The following is an 18177-nucleotide window of genomic DNA, read 5'->3' as shown; positions in this document are numbered from 1 at the left end:
TGAATATGCTGGTTGTTATCAAGATGTTGTGGAAATTCGGCGTACAGATGTAAAGGTTTGGAAGAGTAAGGTTGGACTAGTTGGTGTCAAGGAGACAACAAAAAGGGTCGATAAATCGACCCTTAAGTTATATTGGCGAGCTAGCTTAGAAGCTGTAGCTGTATTGGATACCAGCTAGGATAGCGTCGGCCTTAGTTGTTGCATAAAGCACATCAGAGTTACCGTCGTTAACTGATACATCTTTACCCATTAGGTATGTGAATCCGAAGTCAACCGTATGGTGCTTTTTGAAGTTGTAACCGAAGCCAGCAGATAGCCACTGACGATCTGAATCTGGAACGGAAATTGAAGTAATCTGATCTTGCGCTGCAGTATCATACATATAGCCAGCTCGTAGTGTCCAAGCGTCGTTTAAGTAGTATGTGCCGCCTAATGACGCGTGGTAACCATCTTTCCACTTGTAGTCTTTGGTGAAAGAGCCACCAGTGGTTTCTAAGGTATCAAAGACGCTCCAGCCAATCCATTGTAGGCTGTAGTGAACCGCGAATTTAGTATCTTGGATCTTATGGTAACCCGAGAACTCAAGCATACTAGGCAGAGGAAGTTTTAGTTTCTCATTAGAGATATCGCTACCAAGTACGCTCATATTACCATCGGCTTCGATCTCTGGGCTGTAATGGTATGCTAGACCAAAGCGATTGTCTTCGTTTAGCTCGAATACAGTACCCAAGTTGAACCCAAGACCTACGCCGCTAACGTCGATATCCACAAGGCTTGTAGGAGCTGGACTTGACCAACCAGTGCTGCGAATTAGTTTCCCTGAACCTTGAATAATATCTAGACCAGCACCAATACTCCATTGGTCATTTACGCGGTAGGCTGCATTTAGGGTATAGTTAATGCTCGAAATTTCAGTAGTGCCAGCAAATGCAGCTGCGCCAGGTACTAGACCTGGAATACCTGGTTGTCCAGAACCAAAATTGTCATCAAAATTGTTTTTAGTACCAAAGTTTGAGTAGATACCAGCACCAAGTGCCCACTGGTCATTTAGACGATGAATATAGTAGATATTTGGAACAGGAGTGCCGCTCGAGTTATTGACGTCAGAAATAGGACCTTGAGCACCGCCAAGGTAATCTATGTCTTTAACATCAATGCTGGTCTTAATATAGTTCACACCACCAGAAAACTGGTGCGAATCAAACAGCGTCATCGCTGCCGCGTTACGTGACATTACAGACGCGTTATCTGCAATAACTGCGTCACCCGCAAATGCACGACCTAGGCCTGTTGCTGATTGAGAGTTGAGCTGGAAACCGGCTGCTGTTGCTTGAGTGGAGGCTAATGTGAGTGACGAAACTGCCACTGCTAATAGTGTTTTTTTATACAGACGCGAAGTAGTCATTTAGTATACATCCTTTTTTTGTCATCGCCTCTTATGGGCGTTAATTGGTTAAAATTGAGTTAAAACTCAATTTTGGGGCTGATCCTAATCGCTAGTATAGACATTAGAAATCAGACCAGTAATCAAAATGACGCAAAAAGTATATAAATGCCGACTAACTGACAGTAAAAGCATCGATTATGCGTATATTTAGAGTGGTTACTCTAAAAAAGTGCCTGGGGAAACAAAAAAGGGCCAGCTCGCGGGAGTTGGCCCTTTTATTATTGCTTTTTATGCAGGATTAAGGATTTTATTAATCTTTTCGCCGATCTTATCTAGGTTTTCACCTTCTTCGCCCACTAGGACAAAACTGGCATCTCCCATTGGCTTAACCATGCCTGACATACCATCTTTGTCGAAGTTTTCCACCTGTTCGGTTGGAATTCTTGTCAGAAACATGGTGACTTTGCCTTTCTCGCCTTCAAACACAATGTGCATCGCATTTGAGTCACCAAATCCACAGTGATTAATGTAGAAAACGTGGTACGGAAAGCTTTGTCCCAACTGGTAAGCAAACGGCGTTAGCTTGGCATTGATCTGTTCTTTAGACGGATTTTCATCTAAAGATTCGATAAAGCTTTTCTCAGCGTTGAAATGCTCCATGGCCATCTCTGGAAGTGATGCTTGTGCGTCAGACACAACAATATTCCCCCAGTTAACTTGACCGACAAGCAAACCGAACGCAAACGCCACAGAAGCAGCCAATGATAATGCTCTTTTAGTAAAGCTTACCTTGACGACATTGTTTTCCGGCGGCTGGTTGAACAAAATACGATCCGCAAGATCGTCAGGCACGTCAACTTTCATTGCCTGTTCGATACGTGCATCCAATCCCAAAATATCATCGAGATACTTGGCATTAGCTTCACTATTTTTTGTCGCCTCCAACAGCTCCGGATCTCTTGCCTTAGGATCGGACATAACGCGACGACGGAATTCTAACTCATCCATTTTGTTGCCCCCTATGTGCATCCTCAGACTCAAGCATCTCTTTAAGCTGGTTTCGAGCTCTAAATAATCGAGTCATAACGGTATTCTTGTTTAAGTCGAGTATATTACCGATCTCCTCACCACTAAATCCACCAACGACTTGTAAGAAAAGTGGTTCTCGATACTCGACATCGAGTTTCATAATTTGTGCTTGAAGCCACTCCTGTTGGTGGTGCGGATCATCAGAAACCTTGGCATCATTGCCATAGTCATCGATATCCACCAGATCAAACTGCTTACGCTCAAAGCGTCTTGCGTTTTCTCTGCGAAGGATAGTGATGAGCCACGACTTCGCTGCCTTTTCGTCTTGCAGGCTGTCTAACGACTTCCATGCACGAAGGCAAGTTTCTTGAACCAAATCCTCAGCCACTGGCTTGTCTTTACACAGCCAATAGGCGTACCGATATAGGTCGCGATGATAAGCACGTACCAGTGCTTCGTACTTTCTTTGTTTGTCCATATCCGAGTTGACCGGACGTTTGGAGAATTTATTTCCAAAATTTTTAATTAATGACACAGGAGCCCCCGTTTTCGCTCTGTGAACTCTATTTTTTGTTCCGCGGTGTCAGTAAAGTCACACAAAATTGATCTAGTTCAAAATTCCGACCTGTGGAGAAGTTATATTAGACCCTGTCATCTCGTTGGTCTTTCGGGACTAACATGTTGAGCAAGATGACACTTCCTTTTGAAGGCTGACTTTACTTTCTCCTAATCAGGAAACTGATTATTTTCAATTGGCGCAAGTTAATTGCTTTAGAGATTCCAACCACACAATTATCTGTGTGGTTTTTTTTTGCCTGAAATCCTACCGATATCTTATTGTTTTCTCACACCATATTGTTGCCGACTTTACGCAAATCTCATATTCCATTTTGGTCGACCCTATCACGTTATTCAATAAAACCACCAATATTTATCAAACGGCTGTTTTAAATCATTAACAATCTCGTTACAATGCGCGTGGTCAGACCTCTTTAGTAAGGAGAAACTATGAGCAGTAAGGAAGTGGGGAAAATCGATCTCACCACTCGAAACGGTGAGCGAATTGCTGTTGTGGCGGGGCTTCGTACCCCTTTTGCCCGTCAAAGTACCGAGTTTAGTCAAGTACCAGCAGTAGATTTAGGAAAAATGGTTGTGGCCGAAATGATGGCACGCACCGACATCGATCCTAAGTTGATCGACCAAGTGGTATTTGGTCAGGTAGTACAGATGCCTGAAGCGCCAAACATCGCTCGTGAAATCGTGCTTGGAACGGGTATGAACATCCATACTGATGCTTACAGTGTGACGCGCGCTTGTGCAACCAGCTTCCAAGCTGCGGCCAATGTTTGCGAAAGCATTATGGCTGGCACTATCGATGCGGGTATCGCTGGTGGTGCAGATTCTTCTTCAGTACTGCCAATTGGCGTCTCTAAAAAACTTGCTGCGAACCTACTTGCGCTAAGTAAAACAAAAACTGTAGGTCAAAAGCTCAACATTCTTAAAAAGCTATCGTTTAAAGATCTAATGCCAGTACCGCCAGCGGTGGCTGAGTATTCAACGGGTCTGTCTATGGGGCAGACCGCTGAGCAGATGGCAAAATCTCACGGTATCAGTCGCTTAGAACAAGACGAACTGGCGCACCGCTCACACACTCTTGCGTCTCAAGCATGGAAGGAAGGTAGAGTGCGTGATGAGGTGATGTCGGCATTTCCTGAGCCATACAAAAAGAGCTTGGATGAAGACAACAACATCCGCCATGACTCAGAGCTATCGAGCTATAGCAAACTACGCCCAGCGTTCGACAGACAATACGGTAGTGTGACTGCTGCCAACAGTACACCACTCACCGATGGTGCTGCCGCGATTATGCTCATGCGAGAAGGCCGTGCCAAAGAGCTGGGACTAGAAATCAAAGGCTACATCCGCTCGTACGCATTTTCGGCAATTGGTGTGCGTGAAGACATGCTGATGGGCCCTTCTTATGCGACGCCAATGGCATTGGATCGTGCGGGTATCTCTCTATCTGACTTAACTCTAATTGATATGCACGAGGCGTTTGCCGCTCAAGCGCTGTCAAACGTGAAGATGTTTGCGAGTGAGAAGTTCGCGAAAGAGAAACTGGGTCGCTCGCAAGCTATCGGCGAAATCGATATGGACAAGTTCAACGTACTCGGTGGCTCGCTTGCTTACGGTCACCCATTTGCCGCAACAGGTGCGCGAATGATTACACAAACATTGAATGAGCTGAAACGACGTGGCGGTGGGCTAGCCCTTAACACGGCATGTGCAGCAGGTGGTCTGGGTGCAGCAATGGTTCTGGAGGTAGAATAATGAGTGAACAAAAAGCCTTTCATCTTTCGGTTGATGAACAGAACATCGCATGGCTTGGTATTGATGTACCCGGCGAGAAAATGAATACCCTGCAAGCGGCCTTTGCAGAAGAAATGTCGCAGCTGTTTGCAGAACTAGAAGAAAAAAAATCTGACCTTAAAGGGTTAATTGTTCATTCACTTAAGCCTGATAATTTTATCGCTGGCGCAGACGTAAGAATGTTAGATGCGTGTACTTCAGCAGAAGAGGCGCAAGCACTAGCGGCCAAAGGCCAAGAGATGTTCCAGCAGCTCTCAGATTTGCCTTTCCCTGTGGTTTCTGCGATTCATGGCCCTTGTTTGGGCGGCGGTCTAGAGCTCGCGCTAGCATGTGACTATCGTGTATGTAGTGATGCGGACATTACTAAACTAGGTCTACCTGAAGTTCAGCTTGGTTTGCTGCCAGGCTCTGGTGGTACTCAGCGTTTGCCTAGATTGATTGGTTTGCTTCCATCACTGGATCTTATCCTAACTGGCAAACAGCTTCGCGCTAAAAAAGCCAAGAAGCTAGGTGTGGTTGATGCCAGTGTTCCAAAGACGATTCTACTTGATGTGGCGAAGCAGTTTTTGGAGAAAGGCAAAAAGCGTAAAGCAAAGAAGCTAACCAAAAAAGAAGTACTTATGTCGGGTACTGGGTTGGGTCGAAAAGTCATTTTTGACCAAGCAGCGAAAAAGACTAACGAGAAGACTCGTGGCAACTATCCAGCCGCCGATGCCATTCTAGACGTGATTCGCTTTGGTCTTGAAAAGGGCATGACGAAGGGTCTTGAGAATGAAGCCAAGCGCTTTGGTGAGCTTGTCATGACCTCAGAGTCTAAAGCACTTCGCTCTATCTTTTTCGCTACCACAGAGATGAAGAAAGAGTTTGGTAGTGATGCTCAGCCAAACACTGTAAGTAATGCGGTTGTTCTGGGTGGTGGCTTAATGGGAGCGGGTATTACCCACGTTACCGTGAGCAAAGCGAAAGTCCCTGTGCGCATTAAAGATGTTTCTAATGACGGTATCGTCAACGCACTTGGTTACAACTTCAAATTGCTAGAGAAGAAGCGCAAACGCCGCATCATCTCTAAAGCAGATCTTCAGGCTCAGATGCTTCAAATGGCAGGTGGTACTGACTTTACCGGTTTCAATAAAGCGGACGTGGTGGTCGAAGCGGTATTTGAAGATTTAGGTCTTAAGCAGCAAATGGTCAATGATGTAGAGACGCATGCTAAGCCAACGACCATTTTTGCCACTAACACATCATCGATCCCAATTGCACAAATTGCTGAAAAGGCAGAGCGACCAGAAAATGTTGTCGGCCTGCACTACTTCAGCCCTGCGGACAAGATGCCACTGGTTGAGGTTATTCCGCACGAGACGACGTCCGAAGAGACTATCGCGACTATGGTGCAGTTTGCCAGAAAGCAGGGTAAGACACCGATTGTGGTAAAAGACCAGGCTGGTTTCTACGTAAACCGTATTCTTGCGCCGTACATGAATGAGTCAGCAAACGTGCTGCTGGCTAACGAGCCGATTGAGTCACTGGACAGAGCGTTACTTGATTTCGGATTCCCGGTCGGTCCAATCACACTACTCGATGAAGTCGGTGTCGATATCGGCGCGAAGATCATGCCTATCTTGGTCAACGAGCTCGGTGAGCGATTCCAAGGCCCTGACGTGTTCGACAAGCTTCTCAACGATGGGCGTAAAGGTCGTAAATCGGGCAAAGGCTTCTACACCTACAAGGGCAAGAAGAAGACGGTCGATAGCTCAGTCTACAGCGTTCTAGGTCTAAAGCCTGAGGCCTCAATGGCAGAAAAAGAGATTGCGATTCGCTGCGTACTGCCAATGCTCAACGAGGCGGTCCGCTGTTTGGATGAAGGCATTATTCGTAGTCCGAGAGACGGAGACATTGGTGCGATTTTCGGTATCGGCTTCCCGCCATTCCTAGGTGGCCCATTCCGTTACATGGACTCATTGGGCATCAAGAAAGTGGTTGAGTTGATGAATGAACACGCTCAGAAGTACGGTGACCGATTTACACCATGTGATGGGCTGGTTACTCGAGCGGGCTTAGACGAAAGCTTCTACAAGTAACTTATAATAAATTTAGGGTCTACAAACATTCACCCCCTCGAAAGAGGGGGTGTTTTTTTATCCTAGGTCAGTATCTTTCGGTCGGAGCTGAAACTCTTCGATAGAGCCAATCTCGCGTCCTAGTTCGAGCTTAGCGGCATCCACATGCGCTTTGCCTTGGCTGTGCATAATGAGTCGGTTTGCCGTGCGAGGTTTGAGCTCGTTGACAACGAAGCGGATCATATCGGCACGCGTCAGTGACTTAAGCTCTTCAAGCACTTTCTCACGCTGGCTAAAGCTGGTGTCCTTATTGCCTATTGCTACCCATAAGCGTTGAGCACGCCCTCGCAGTGTCGTGTCAGGGGTGGAAATTTGGTTCCAAAGTCCTTTTTTGCTGCTGTGCCATTGATAATCGTTGAGTTCAAGCAAGACCATATACACCGCATTTAAAAACTCATCTATGGAGCGAATCAGATCGGCAGGTGCCGCTTTAGGTGATTGCACATAGAGTACAATACCCGGGTGACGGTTGAGTGGCATATTGCCAGTCCCTACCATGTAGCCAAGCTGCTGTTTGGTACGGATCTCGTGGAAGAAGGTCGCTGACATCAAATGGTTGGCGAGTGAATACAAGGCGATACTTCTCGGGTTGATGTCTTCACACTGGTAGTAAACCACAATCGCCGAATCGTCTTGGTCGCAATCCACTTCTTTCTGGAAGCTGCCACTGCGCCCAAGCATCACAAGAGGTCTTAGACTCTCTTCGTATTTTTGATTGTGAATACGAAGGGCATCTTTAAGCGTAGTGGCGATATCATGCGCACCTTGTTTGTGCCAATCCCCATAGACAAACATATCTATATGTAGCTCTGACAAAATCGCCTGGACGAAACTCGGCAACTCGTCGACCGATATGGTTTCTAGTGCCTCAAGCAAAACAGGGTTTGGTGGATTGTTAGGCTGTAGAATGCCCGTCATCGCGTTAAAGAGCTGCGAAATCGGACGATCTTTTGCTGAGTTTCGCCAGCCTCTCATCATCTGAGCTTTGATGCTTTCAAAGCGCGCAGGGTTAAATTCACGCGAAGCAAATCGTTTAAGAATCATCTCAAGCAATTGAGGCTGCTTCTTACTAAATCCAGAGATAGATAGGGTAACGCCACCTTGGTGGGCGTACATATCGTAGCTTAGACCCGCGACTTCAGCCGGATAGGTCTCTTCAGACAATGAGTCGAGGAACATCTCAACACACAAGCGAGTCATGACAATATTGCGAGGCGAAGCAACGGAATGTGGGCTATCGATAGCAATAAACACAACGCCTTTTGGTACCTTGAACTGGCTATCTTGAAGGTGCCATAGCCTAAAGCCGTCTAGGTCTTCGATAAGCTGCGGATGCTCTTCACTGCCCTCTAAAGGGTAGGTCGACAGGTCGTAGTTGATGAAAGGGTTTTTCTCAGGCAGCTCAAAAGGCAGTTCGCCGTTTTCAGGCTGCTGGTTGAAAAACGCGATCTCTTGCTCGCTAAACTTGGTGACAGAGTAGGGCGTAAAGTACCAGTTTGCTTCACGATCATACGCTTGATCTTTCGCCACCAGGGTGACTTTTAGATTGTCAGTGCTAAAGAAAGTGCCGTACTCTGCAAGCATCGCCTCATCGAAGCCTGCCATTTTGTAGTCGCCATAGATGACATCATCTGCGTCATAGTGCTGCATGTTCATCACTAAGTGACTAACCATCTCGAGTTGTCTTGCTGGCTCTTGGAACTGGAAGGCAGACTCCATGACTGCTCGTTTCTCAAGATAACGCCATTCCTGCATCCCCTGAGTTTTAATGAGCTCTATGTACTGAAATACCGACTGAATCATTTCATCAACATGTTCAAGCCCAACAGGCGTTAGAGTCATGCTGATACTGAATTCGCGGTAGTTACTGCCAGACGCTCCGCCACCTGCCGAGAGGGATGTAATCCAACCCAGTTCTTTGAGGTAGAGCATTAAGCTTCCTTTGCCTTCATAACCGAGTAGGTTGGCAAAATAGGAGAGCGGCTTTTGATGGTAATGCTGATGCGTTGCCGGGAAGGGGAACGACAAGATAAGCTTGCGGATCTCTTTAACAGGCTCAACGCGCACCATGACTTTGGTATGTTCTTCGGTGACAAAAGGAACGTCGACCGACTTAGTAATGCGGTAATTGTTAGTGATGTCGGAGAATTTGTCCTGAGCCCACTGTTCCAGCTCATCGAGCTCATGCGGTCCAATCATAGCCAATGTCATAATATCGGCTGAATACTGATCGCGGTGAAAGGCGAGGATCTCGTCGCGAATAGTTTTACCATTACGGTCAGCGAGTGTTTCTACATTCCCTACCGAGAACTTAGAAAACGGGTGCGCAGGATTGATGGTCTCTTTTTGCACTTGATAGAGTCTGCGGCCATCCTCATTGAGTTTGAGTTTGTACTCGGAGTCTACGGCTTGGCGCTCTTTGTCTAACGCTTCTTCATTAAACAGGGGCGCGGTGAAAAACTGACTGAAACGATCGAGCCCTTTTTCAAAAGCATTCGGGTAGATATCAAAGAAATAGCAGGTGTGCTCGGTACCTGTCCAAGCGTTATTGCTGCCACCATGTTGGCTGATAAAAGACTGAAACTCGCCAACTTTTGGGTATTTTTCTGTGCCCAAAAACAACATGTGTTCTAGGTAATGCGCTAGGCCTTCGCGATCAGAGGGATCGTCGAAATGGCCAACGTTAACGGCGAGCGCAGCCGCGGACTTTTGGGCTTGCTCATCTTGAATGAGCAGCACGCGTAACTCATTGTTTAGCGTGAGGTAGCGATATGAGCGATTATCATTTGGACTTATATGCACGTATCTTCTCCAGAATAAGCGATGGCTTGTCCAGATTAAGCGATGGTTTGGACTGCTTAACCAAGCGTCTGGCTACTAAGGCGATGTCTCACTATTGGTACTAACAGAATGCACCAATACTTAATTACAATCATTCAATAAGAGACTGGCAAACTAAGTTACAAACTTTTTTAGTGTGACATTGTAAATTGTTAAGAAAGTCGAAGCCTTTAGCAAGTGAATTGATATAATTAATTTTTTTAAATAAGTATATACCCTAGTTAATAATTGAGCAGGTAACCTTTCTAGGTAATTTGCGTATACAAAGATAGGGTCGTAACGCTAGAGATGGCGGCTCAGAAATGCCATCGAACAGGCGGGTATTCATATGAAAGTGTTTATAATGCGTCACGGGGAAGCGGTTCATTATGCTCCAACAGACGAACAACGAGCATTAACGTCTCACGGCAAAGAGAACTCAGTCGTGGTCGCGAGAGCTTGCAAACAGCAAGGCTATGGTCGTTTTGATAAAGTACTAGTTAGCCCTTATCTACGTGCTCAACAAACGTGGGCTGCCATTAGCAGCGAGTTTAGCAGTGATGATGTGGTCACATCCGATGACATAACGCCGTACGGACAAGCAGAAAACGTGGTGGAGTTTGTCTCTGCAATCGCTGAGGTTGAAAACCTAGAATCTATCTTGCTTGTCTCTCACTTACCTTTGGTCGGCTATTTGACAGCGGAGTTTGTGGGTGACATCAGTGCGCCAATGTTCCCGACGTCCGGCATGGTCTGCATTGACTATGATGTGGAAAGAAGACAAGGCGAAGTGCTTTGGCACATTCACCCATAGTCTAATTTTTCTGCGTTGCTTATAGTGATCAGCATACTAAATAAGGCGACGCCCTTTGCTGGTGTCGCCCTAGGTGCTGATTATTTCTCTGGAATGGATAACAAGACCAAGAGAGCGCCATCGCCACCGAATTCCAGCGGAGCTTGGTGGAACGCCATCACGTCTGGGTGCTGAGCTAGCCAAAGCGGCGCTTTCTGCTTAAGTATGTGCTTGCCGATGCCGTGCATGACGCAGGCACAGTGAATGTTTTCCTTTACGCAGTGCGCAATCATCGCACCAAGCTCACGCTTCGCTTCTTGCTGCGTCATCCCGTGCATATCTAAAAACACGTCCGGTACATACACACCACGGCGCAAGCGCTTCACTTCATAAGTCGACACGTCATCGCGAGCGTAACGGGTGGGTCCCTCGTCACTTAGGTGCGGAACAAACTCGTCCGAGAAGTAAAACTCAGCATCTTTGGCTTCTCGGTTGGTTCTTTTCTGTTCTTTTTGTTTCTTATTTCTGTTTGGCTGCTGGACTATGGTATCCTGTTGCAACTTTTTTACGCCTTGTACTGCATCCCTAAATAGGGCGAAATCGTCATCAGCGTTGGTGTCTTTTTTGCTCATAGACTGGGACAACTCAATAAACATCTAGATTGGCAGTATTGTAGCGCTTTTTGGAGGCAATTTTGGATAAGATTTTTGTGGAAGAAGCCGTTTCTGAGCTTCACACACTTCAAGACTTGATTCGTTGGACCGTTAGTCGATTCAATGCAGCAGGTCTTTTTTACGGCCACGGCACTGATAATGCTTGGGATGAAGCGGTTCAGCTAATCCTGCCAACGCTGTACTTACCGATTGACGTGCCACCACATGTTTTAAACTCGCGCTTGACCAGTAGCGAGCGTTTGCGTGTTGTTGAGCGTGTAATTAAACGTATCAACGACCGCACCCCAACAGCTTACCTAACTAACAAAGCATGGTTCTGCGGTCTTGAGTTCTTTGTTGATGAGCGCGTGTTGGTGCCACGCTCACCAATCGGTGAAATGATTGAAGCTGAGTTCCAACCTTGGTTGGCAGAAGAGCCAGTGCGCATTATGGACCTATGTACGGGCAGTGGCTGTATTGCGATTGCATGCGCGCATGCCTTCCCAGATGCTGAGGTTGATGCGATTGACATTTCAATAGATGCCCTAGAAGTTGCTGAGCAAAACGTTCAAGACCATGGTTTAGAGCAGCAAGTGTTCCCTATTCGCTCTGATCTCTTCCGCGATCTGCCGAAAGAGAAATACAACCTAATTGTTTCTAACCCACCTTACGTGGACGAAGAAGACATGAACTCACTCCCAGAAGAGTTCACGCACGAGCCAGAACTGGGCCTTGCAGCAGGTACTGATGGTCTTAAACTGGTACGTCGCATTCTCTCAAATGCGCCTGACTATCTAACAGATGACGGTATTCTTATCTGTGAAGTGGGTAACTCGATGGTGCATATGATGGAACAGTATCCGCATATCCCATTCACTTGGATTGAGTTCGCAAACGGCGGTCACGGTGTGTTTATGTTGACTCGTGAACAGCTTGTTGAGCACGCAGAAGAGTTTTCGATTTACAAAGACTAATTCTGAGATGACTCTGAGATTGAAAAACGCTGCAATGAGAATTGCAGCGTTTTTTTGTTTGGGGGTTTACATCGTCTGCCTTTGTCGTCACTATGAATCCACGAAGAATAGACAAGCAAAGGACAAGCGCTCACACTCAATCTTAGCTTCACTTAGCATAAATTGTTGAGAGATTCGCAATAGACATCGCGCTTGTTCGGACAGACAGAGGAAGTAATGGCAGGAAATAGCATCGGACAACATTTTCGTGTAACCACATTTGGTGAGAGTCACGGCATCGCACTCGGCTGTGTGGTGGACGGTTGCCCTCCTGGGTTGGAAATCACGGAAGCCGATCTGCAAGTTGACTTAGATCGTCGTCGTCCAGGTACATCGAAATACACGACTCAGCGACGTGAACCAGATGAAGTGAAGATTCTTTCTGGTGTGTTTGAAGGACAAACGACAGGTACATCCATTGGCCTGTTAATTGAGAACACAGACCAACGTTCAAAAGATTACTCAGAGATCAAAGATAAGTTCCGCCCAGGTCATGCGGATTACACCTACCATCAGAAGTATGGTGTTCGTGACTATCGTGGGGGCGGCCGTTCATCGGCACGCGAAACGGCGATGCGTGTTGCTGCAGGTGCGATTGCTAAGAAGTACCTTAAGCAAGAGTTCAGTGTTGAAATCCGCGCTTACCTATCGCAAATGGGTGATGTATCTATCGACAAGGTAGATTGGGATGAAATCGAGAATAACGCGTTTTTCTGTCCAGATGTCGACAAAGTAGAAGCATTTGACCAGCTTATTCGTGATCTTAAAAAGCAAGGCGATTCTATCGGCGCTAAGCTGCAAGTTGTTGCTACCAACGTACCTGTTGGTCTTGGCGAGCCAATCTTCGACCGCCTAGATGCAGACATTGCTCACGCACTAATGAGTATCAACGCGGTAAAAGGTGTTGAGATTGGTGATGGCTTTGATGTTGTTAATCAAAAGGGCAGCGAACACCGTGACCCACTGACACCTGAAGGTTTCACGAGCAATCACGCTGGTGGTATTTTAGGTGGTATCTCAACCGGTCAAGATATTGTTGCCAATATCGCGCTAAAACCGACGTCGAGCATCACGGTACCGGGTGAGACGATTACTAAAACTGGGGAGCCAACGCAATTGATCACTAAAGGTCGCCACGACCCATGTGTAGGCATTCGCGCAGTGCCAATTGCAGAAGCTATGCTGGCGATTGTATTGCTGGATCATTTGTTGCGCCATCGTGGTCAAAACCACGGCGTGCAAACAGAAACACCAGTGATTTAACAGCTCAACATACCATACCAAATATACCGTCACCCCCTGCGCAGGCAGGGGTCTTCTCAAAGCGAGCACCAAGCCTCGAGTAGATTCCTGCCTGCGCAGGAATGACGGTGTTTTAGAGTTTGTCGTTATCCCACACATTGTTACCTCCACGGACCCAATATATCGTCACCCCTGCGCAGGCAGGGGTCTTCTCAAAGCGGCCAGCAAGCCTCAAATAGATTCCTGCCTACGCAGGCGCATGGCCAGTGGAATGACGGAGTGATTGGGTATGGGTGGCAATACTAAAGACAGCTGTTTCAACTAAAAACTACCTAAAGCTCTGCTCATTAACAGCAGGGCTTTTTTTGTCCCAAATCACGTCTTGAGCAATAAATACCCCAAAATCCAGACGTTATGAAATTAGTCACAATAATTGTATGGGTATAGGTTCAAACTAAACACTCAACCATTGCTGGGGAGTGCATTTATTTGGACAGAAGGATCCGAAAAATGACTTGGAAGACGAGTAGGCGGGTAACCGCCGACTCAATGTAACTGTGCTTGTTTCCAATCATTTAAGGAGCTCTTTATGTCTCAACATGAAATTAGAAATATTGCCTTTGTCGGTCAAACAGGAACTGGCAAAACCAGCTTGATTGAACGTCTGCTTTACGAGTCCCACGCGATTAACAACTTAGGTCACGTCGAAGATGGCGATACCATTACCGACTTTGATGACCAGTCTATTCACTATCAACATAGCGTTGAAGCGACCCCCGTTACCCTTTCTTGGCATAAGCACCAGATGAACATCATCGACACCCCGGGGCAAGCGGAACTGCTTGGGCGTACCTTGAGCATATTCCCTGCGGTTGAAGCGACAGCATTGGTGCTCGATGCAGGGCTTGCAATCAACCAAGTGTCGGAACGCTTGTTCCAGTTCGCGCAGCAGCAGAAAAAATGCCAGATGGTGATCGTCAACAAGATCGATCAAAATCCAGACAAAATCTTAGCGCTATTAGAAGAGATCGAGCAAAGGTTTGGCGCCCAATGTCTTCCTATCAATCTACCGTCGGACAAACCAGCAGACGTTGTCGACTGTTATTTCGAGCCTAATCCAGAGCAAAGTACCCTGTTCAGTGGTGTCGATGAGGCTCATGAGTTACTTGTCGACCAAGTTGTAGAAATGGATGAATCTTTGATGGAGCTGTACTTAGAGCAAGGCTCTGAACTGACTCCAGAGCAGCTGCACGATCCGTTTGAAAAAGCATTACGCACAGGTCATGTGGTACCGGTGTGTTTTGTCTCTTCAGATACAGGCGCAGGCTGCGAGCTATTGCTTCGTACGCTAGCTGAAATCATGCCAATGCCCGATGAGGGTAACCCTCCGATGCTTGAGAAAAACGGTGAGCTAGTTTCTATCGACTGTGATAAACGTGACCATACCGTTGCGCATGTTTACAAGGTCAATGTCGACCCATATATGGGCAAATTGGCTTATGTCCGCGTGTTTCAAGGCGAGATCACCGCAGGCAGTCAGCTGTTCATTGGTGACAGCAGCAAAGCCTTTAAGGTTGGACACCTATACAACCTGCAAGGTAAGAAACGTCAAGAAATCAATAGTGCAAAAGCAGGTGATCTGTGTGTCTTGGTTAAGGTGGATGACTTGGCGTTTGATTCGGTCATTCATGACTCCCATGATGAAGATGGTGTTGAGTTTAAAACGCTTAATTTCCCAGAATCTATGTACAGTCTTACACTCAAACCCAAAAAACGGGGTGACGAGCAAAAACTGTCAGATGTATTGACTAAGATTGCCGCAGAAGACCCATCGCTTAAAATCGAACACCGCACGCGCACTAATGAGACGGTGCTGAGCGGACAGGGTGAATTCCATCTTAAGATTGCCTTAGAGAAGATGCAGCAAGTGTTCAAGCTTGATGTCGAAACCAGTCAGCCTAGTGTTGAGTACTTTGAAACCATTACTAAGCCAGCTGAAGCTCAATACCGTCATAAAAAACAGAGTGGTGGCGCAGGGCAGTTTGGTGAAGTGCAGCTTAAAGTGCGTCCATTAGAAAGGGGAGCTGGCTTTAAGTTTGTGAACAAAGTTGTAGGCGGTGCGATTCCAACCGCATTAATTCCGGCGGTCGAGAAAGGGATCATTCAGGCGTTGGAAGAAGGGGCGATATCGGGTAACCCAATCAAGGATATTGAAGTCACGGTATTTGATGGCAAGTATCACTCGGTCGATTCTAAAGAAATCGCGTTTGTTATCGCGGGTAAAAAAGCCTTCTTGCAAGCCGTAGAGGCGGCGGGACCTATCGTGCTTGAGCCTATTGTTGACCTGTCACTTGAGATCCCAACTCAGTGTGTTGGTGATGTTTCAGGAGACTTATCTGCCAACCGTGGTTTGATTGTGGGAAGTGAGCAGGGAACCTATGGCAGTACGATCCTCGTGGCTAAGTCACCTATCAATGAACTTCAAAACTACTCTCGCAGACTCAAAGCGCTAACCGGTGGAGAAGGGCGTTTCAGTATGACGTTGAGTCATTATGAGCCTGCACCACCAACTATTCAGAGCCGTGTTTGTGAGGCACAAGACTGATAAAACTAGCCCCAACTCATGATAAGTTGGGGCTAATTCTTTTACGCCTCAATTTTTTACTAGCCATGGACGTGTTAGGACTTGTTATCTTCTTCAGGCTGAGATGCTGACGTTGATGTCGTCGTTGAGTTTGCCTCTTGCTCTTCCATCTCCGCTTCTTGTTTTTCCATCTCTGCGATCTGCTTCTCTAGCTCTTTAACTCGAATCTCTGCTTCTAGCTCAGCGACACGTTTTTCTGAGTCTGAACGAGTGTCTTTTTGTAGGCTCTCGGCTAAGATCTCGGTTCGTTCTGTTTCACGTGCTTCGGCCGTGTCTTTCATTGAGCCTGATACACCACCCGCAACGGCACCGGCGGTACCCGCTTTAACCGCAACCTCTGGGCTGCCGGTTAGGACACCTGCGGTCACACCAATGAGAGCGCCACCAATGGCACCACGGTTACGAGCTTCGTTACGGTTTGCTGTTTCATCATCCGTGGCTTTATTCGATGCACATCCTGTTGCGAACAGTGCCATAACTAGGGCAAACGCTTTAAGTGTTTTCGATGTAAACAGTTTTGATGAAAGCATGTTCTTTACCTGTATGTTAGTGCGCTTAGTGATTTGAGCGCTTTGTTGTGATTGCCTTGGATGACAAATACTATAACCACAGGAGAAATATAGAACGATAGGGGAGGCAAGAAAGCTGATATTTAAGTTATAAATATCAGCTTGAGAATAGAATTAGTGTAACGCTTCTTCACTGTCCAGCTGGAAAGAAGGCAAACGCCACTTAAAGCGCACGGCAGCCATACGTAAACTGTATCCGACAACCAGGGTGATGATGGTCGTGGACAGCGTTGACAAGCCGTATTCCAGAAGCCCTAAATACAAGCAGGCAGCAACAACGGAGATCGAAGCGTATAGCTCTTGATGCAGAACTAAAGGTGTTTGACGACAGATCAAGTCACGCAGCAAACCACCAAACACGCCCGTGACTAGGCCTGAAACGACACAAATAAAAGGGTGTAGTCCCATGCTCAGACCAACATTGGTCCCGATAATGGTGAACACAATCAAACCCAAGGCATCTAGCCTCAAGAACACACCTTTAAATTTTATAATCCATTTGGCAAGTCCAGTGGTGAGTACACCTGCAAGACAAGTGATGGCGAGAAACTCGGGGTGCTTTACCCAACCAAGGGGATAGTGACCCAACAAAATATCACGAACGGTACCGCCACCAATCGCCGTTGCACTGGCAACAAGCATAACTCCAAACCAATCCATATTGCGGCGACCAGCGCTTAGGGCGCCTGTCATCGCTTCTGCTGTGATGCCAATGATATATAAGACGGTAAGCAACATAACACAATACTCGAAAATTTAAGATGCGACAGTGTAGTGATTAGGTCGAATTTTGACGAATGAAATGTTTTGTAGCGCAAACGTTTTTAGGATTAGTTTAACTAATGTTTTTAGTGAGAAAATAGCAATGGGATTTCCTCGAGCTTGGCTTTTTTTAACACTCCAGTAGTTTGCGCTTTACCTTAAGGTCGAATCCATACACAATATCGGCAATCGTTATTGACTCAACACTGATATGCACCACCAGTACCAAGACCTGATTTCCATTTTTAATCACACCTTTTTTGATGACTACCGAACCAAGTTGGAGCTCGGTGGTGATGAGCCTATTTATCTGCCAGCTGATGATAAGGTAGACTTTCATCGCATTATTTTTGCTAGAGGCTTCTATGCGTCGGCGCTGCATGAGATAGCTCATTGGTGTGTCGCGGGGCCGGAGAGAAGACTTCTAGAAGACTTTGGCTATTGGTATCATCCTGATGGTCGCACCCAAGAGGTCCAAAGCGAGTTTGAGAAGGTTGAAATTCGTCCTCAAGCTTATGAGTGGATACTTTCAGCAAGTGCCGGTTTTCCGTTTACGGTGAGCTGCGATAACTTAAGTGGTGATTTTGAACCCGACCGCGTTGGCTTCATGCAAAAAGTGCACGCTGAAGTACTGAGCATTTTAGAAGCCGGTATTCCGCTTCGCGTGAAAATGCTATCTGAGGCGTTACGAGCCTTTTACAAAACACCAGAGCTTTCTCACAATACATTCGTGGTTCGCTAACGGCGGACGACTTAAATCAAAAACAAATCTGAGCCT

General features: G+C 46.6%; 14 protein-coding genes. 7 read left to right on the top strand and 7 right to left on the bottom strand.

The genetic code is table 11. The annotated features are described in order from the left end of the window. Window positions 1-145: 145 nt before the first annotated feature. The 3 genes from AC6I8Y_RS11830 to AC6I8Y_RS11820 all read right to left on the bottom strand — a co-directional run bounded on the left by AC6I8Y_RS11830 (window position 146) and on the right by AC6I8Y_RS11820 (window position 2894). Entirely contained in the window at window positions 146-1405 is a 1260-nt protein-coding gene (locus AC6I8Y_RS11830; RefSeq protein ID WP_498020246.1) for an outer membrane protein transport protein, read from the bottom strand. A 270-nt stretch (window positions 1406-1675) separates the two neighbouring features. Then, window positions 1676-2395, bottom strand: a complete 720-nt coding sequence (locus AC6I8Y_RS11825) for a DUF3379 family protein (protein ID WP_498020245.1) — start codon at window positions 2393-2395, stop codon at window positions 1676-1678. Further along, window positions 2388-2894 carry a sigma-70 family RNA polymerase sigma factor gene (locus AC6I8Y_RS11820; RefSeq protein WP_234495448.1) on the bottom strand — a complete coding sequence of 169 codons (507 nt, stop codon included), beginning with the start codon at window positions 2892-2894 and terminating at the stop codon, window positions 2388-2390. The genes AC6I8Y_RS11825 and AC6I8Y_RS11820 overlap by 8 nt, the downstream gene beginning before the upstream one ends. A gap of 530 nt (window positions 2895-3424) precedes the next feature. Here AC6I8Y_RS11820 and fadI point away from each other — a divergent pair. Together fadI and fadJ are read left to right on the top strand one after the other, a co-directional pair. Further along, on the top strand, window positions 3425-4747 hold the full coding sequence (gene fadI / locus AC6I8Y_RS11815; protein WP_498020244.1) for an acetyl-CoA C-acyltransferase FadI: 1323 nt from the start codon (window positions 3425-3427) through the stop codon (window positions 4745-4747). Further along, window positions 4747-6864 carry a fatty acid oxidation complex subunit alpha FadJ gene (fadJ, locus tag AC6I8Y_RS11810; protein WP_498020243.1) on the top strand — a complete coding sequence of 706 codons (2118 nt, stop codon included), beginning with the start codon at window positions 4747-4749 and terminating at the stop codon, window positions 6862-6864. Before fadI ends, fadJ begins: the two co-directional genes overlap by 1 nt. Before the next feature lie 57 nt (window positions 6865-6921). Here the strand turns inward: fadJ and AC6I8Y_RS11805 are convergent, their stop codons facing one another. Beyond that, window positions 6922-9705 carry an insulinase family protein gene (locus AC6I8Y_RS11805; protein ID WP_498020242.1) on the bottom strand — a complete coding sequence of 928 codons (2784 nt, stop codon included), beginning with the start codon at window positions 9703-9705 and terminating at the stop codon, window positions 6922-6924. 367 nt (window positions 9706-10072) lie between these two features. On the opposite strand from AC6I8Y_RS11805, the gene sixA reads away from it, so the two are divergent. Further along, window positions 10073-10537: a phosphohistidine phosphatase SixA gene (gene sixA / locus AC6I8Y_RS11800; RefSeq protein WP_252011598.1), complete on the top strand. Its 465-nt coding sequence runs from the start codon at window positions 10073-10075 to the stop codon at window positions 10535-10537. 80 nt (window positions 10538-10617) lie between these two features. On the opposite strand, the gene smrB is transcribed toward sixA, so the two are convergent. After that, complete coding sequence (gene smrB, locus AC6I8Y_RS11795; protein WP_042478558.1) at window positions 10618-11148, bottom strand: endonuclease SmrB; 531 nt, start codon at window positions 11146-11148, stop codon at window positions 10618-10620. Window positions 11149-11210: 62 nt separating this feature from the next. Between smrB and prmB the strand changes: the two genes are divergently transcribed. From prmB to fusA, 3 genes are all read left to right on the top strand, one after another. Beyond that, window positions 11211-12143: a 50S ribosomal protein L3 N(5)-glutamine methyltransferase gene (gene prmB, locus AC6I8Y_RS11790; RefSeq protein WP_498020241.1), complete on the top strand. Its 933-nt coding sequence runs from the start codon at window positions 11211-11213 to the stop codon at window positions 12141-12143. A gap of 216 nt (window positions 12144-12359) precedes the next feature. Beyond that, window positions 12360-13445 carry a chorismate synthase gene (gene aroC / locus AC6I8Y_RS11785; RefSeq protein WP_498020240.1) on the top strand — a complete coding sequence of 362 codons (1086 nt, stop codon included), beginning with the start codon at window positions 12360-12362 and terminating at the stop codon, window positions 13443-13445. 568 nt (window positions 13446-14013) lie between these two features. Continuing rightward, complete coding sequence (gene fusA, locus AC6I8Y_RS11780; RefSeq protein WP_498020239.1) at window positions 14014-16029, top strand: elongation factor G; 2016 nt, start codon at window positions 14014-14016, stop codon at window positions 16027-16029. Between the two features lie 74 nt (window positions 16030-16103). On the opposite strand, the gene AC6I8Y_RS11775 is transcribed toward fusA, so the two are convergent. Both AC6I8Y_RS11775 and AC6I8Y_RS11770 read right to left on the bottom strand, forming a co-directional pair. Continuing rightward, window positions 16104-16544 (bottom strand): glycine zipper family protein, encoded by a 441-nt coding sequence (locus tag AC6I8Y_RS11775; protein WP_498018317.1) that lies wholly within the window; start codon window positions 16542-16544, stop codon window positions 16104-16106. Window positions 16545-16751: 207 nt separating this feature from the next. Further along, a complete protein-coding gene (locus AC6I8Y_RS11770; protein WP_128649468.1) occupies window positions 16752-17375 on the bottom strand; it encodes a trimeric intracellular cation channel family protein in 624 nt (207 codons plus the stop codon). A 235-nt stretch (window positions 17376-17610) separates the two neighbouring features. Between AC6I8Y_RS11770 and AC6I8Y_RS11765 the strand changes: the two genes are divergently transcribed. Then, on the top strand, window positions 17611-18141 hold the full coding sequence (locus tag AC6I8Y_RS11765) for an elongation factor P hydroxylase (RefSeq protein ID WP_042478523.1): 531 nt from the start codon (window positions 17611-17613) through the stop codon (window positions 18139-18141). The last annotated feature ends 36 nt before the right edge of the window (window positions 18142-18177 follow it).

This window comes from Vibrio sp. KUL78, assembly GCF_059725505.1.
The sequence above is the reverse complement of the archived record's forward strand: the minus strand, read 5'-3'. Positions and strand labels throughout refer to the sequence as shown.

Coding starts and splice junctions, on each gene's coding strand:
- AC6I8Y_RS11820 (WP_234495448.1), bottom strand. CDS start 2,894: ATGGACAAACAAAGAAAGTACGAAGCACTGGTACGTGCTTATCATCGC.
- AC6I8Y_RS11765 (WP_042478523.1), top strand. CDS start 17,611: ATGCACCACCAGTACCAAGACCTGATTTCCATTTTTAATCACACCTTT.
- fadJ (WP_498020243.1), top strand. CDS start 4,747: ATGAGTGAACAAAAAGCCTTTCATCTTTCGGTTGATGAACAGAACATC.
- AC6I8Y_RS11770 (WP_128649468.1), bottom strand. CDS start 17,375: ATGTTGCTTACCGTCTTATATATCATTGGCATCACAGCAGAAGCGATG.
- aroC (WP_498020240.1), top strand. CDS start 12,360: ATGGCAGGAAATAGCATCGGACAACATTTTCGTGTAACCACATTTGGT.
- AC6I8Y_RS11830 (WP_498020246.1), bottom strand. CDS start 1,405: ATGACTACTTCGCGTCTGTATAAAAAAACACTATTAGCAGTGGCAGTT.
- AC6I8Y_RS11775 (WP_498018317.1), bottom strand. CDS start 16,544: ATGGCACTGTTCGCAACAGGATGTGCATCGAATAAAGCCACGGATGAT.
- fadI (WP_498020244.1), top strand. CDS start 3,425: ATGAGCAGTAAGGAAGTGGGGAAAATCGATCTCACCACTCGAAACGGT.
- smrB (WP_042478558.1), bottom strand. CDS start 11,148: ATGAGCAAAAAAGACACCAACGCTGATGACGATTTCGCCCTATTTAGG.
- sixA (WP_252011598.1), top strand. CDS start 10,073: ATGAAAGTGTTTATAATGCGTCACGGGGAAGCGGTTCATTATGCTCCA.
- AC6I8Y_RS11825 (WP_498020245.1), bottom strand. CDS start 2,395: ATGGATGAGTTAGAATTCCGTCGTCGCGTTATGTCCGATCCTAAGGCA.
- fusA (WP_498020239.1), top strand. CDS start 14,014: ATGTCTCAACATGAAATTAGAAATATTGCCTTTGTCGGTCAAACAGGA.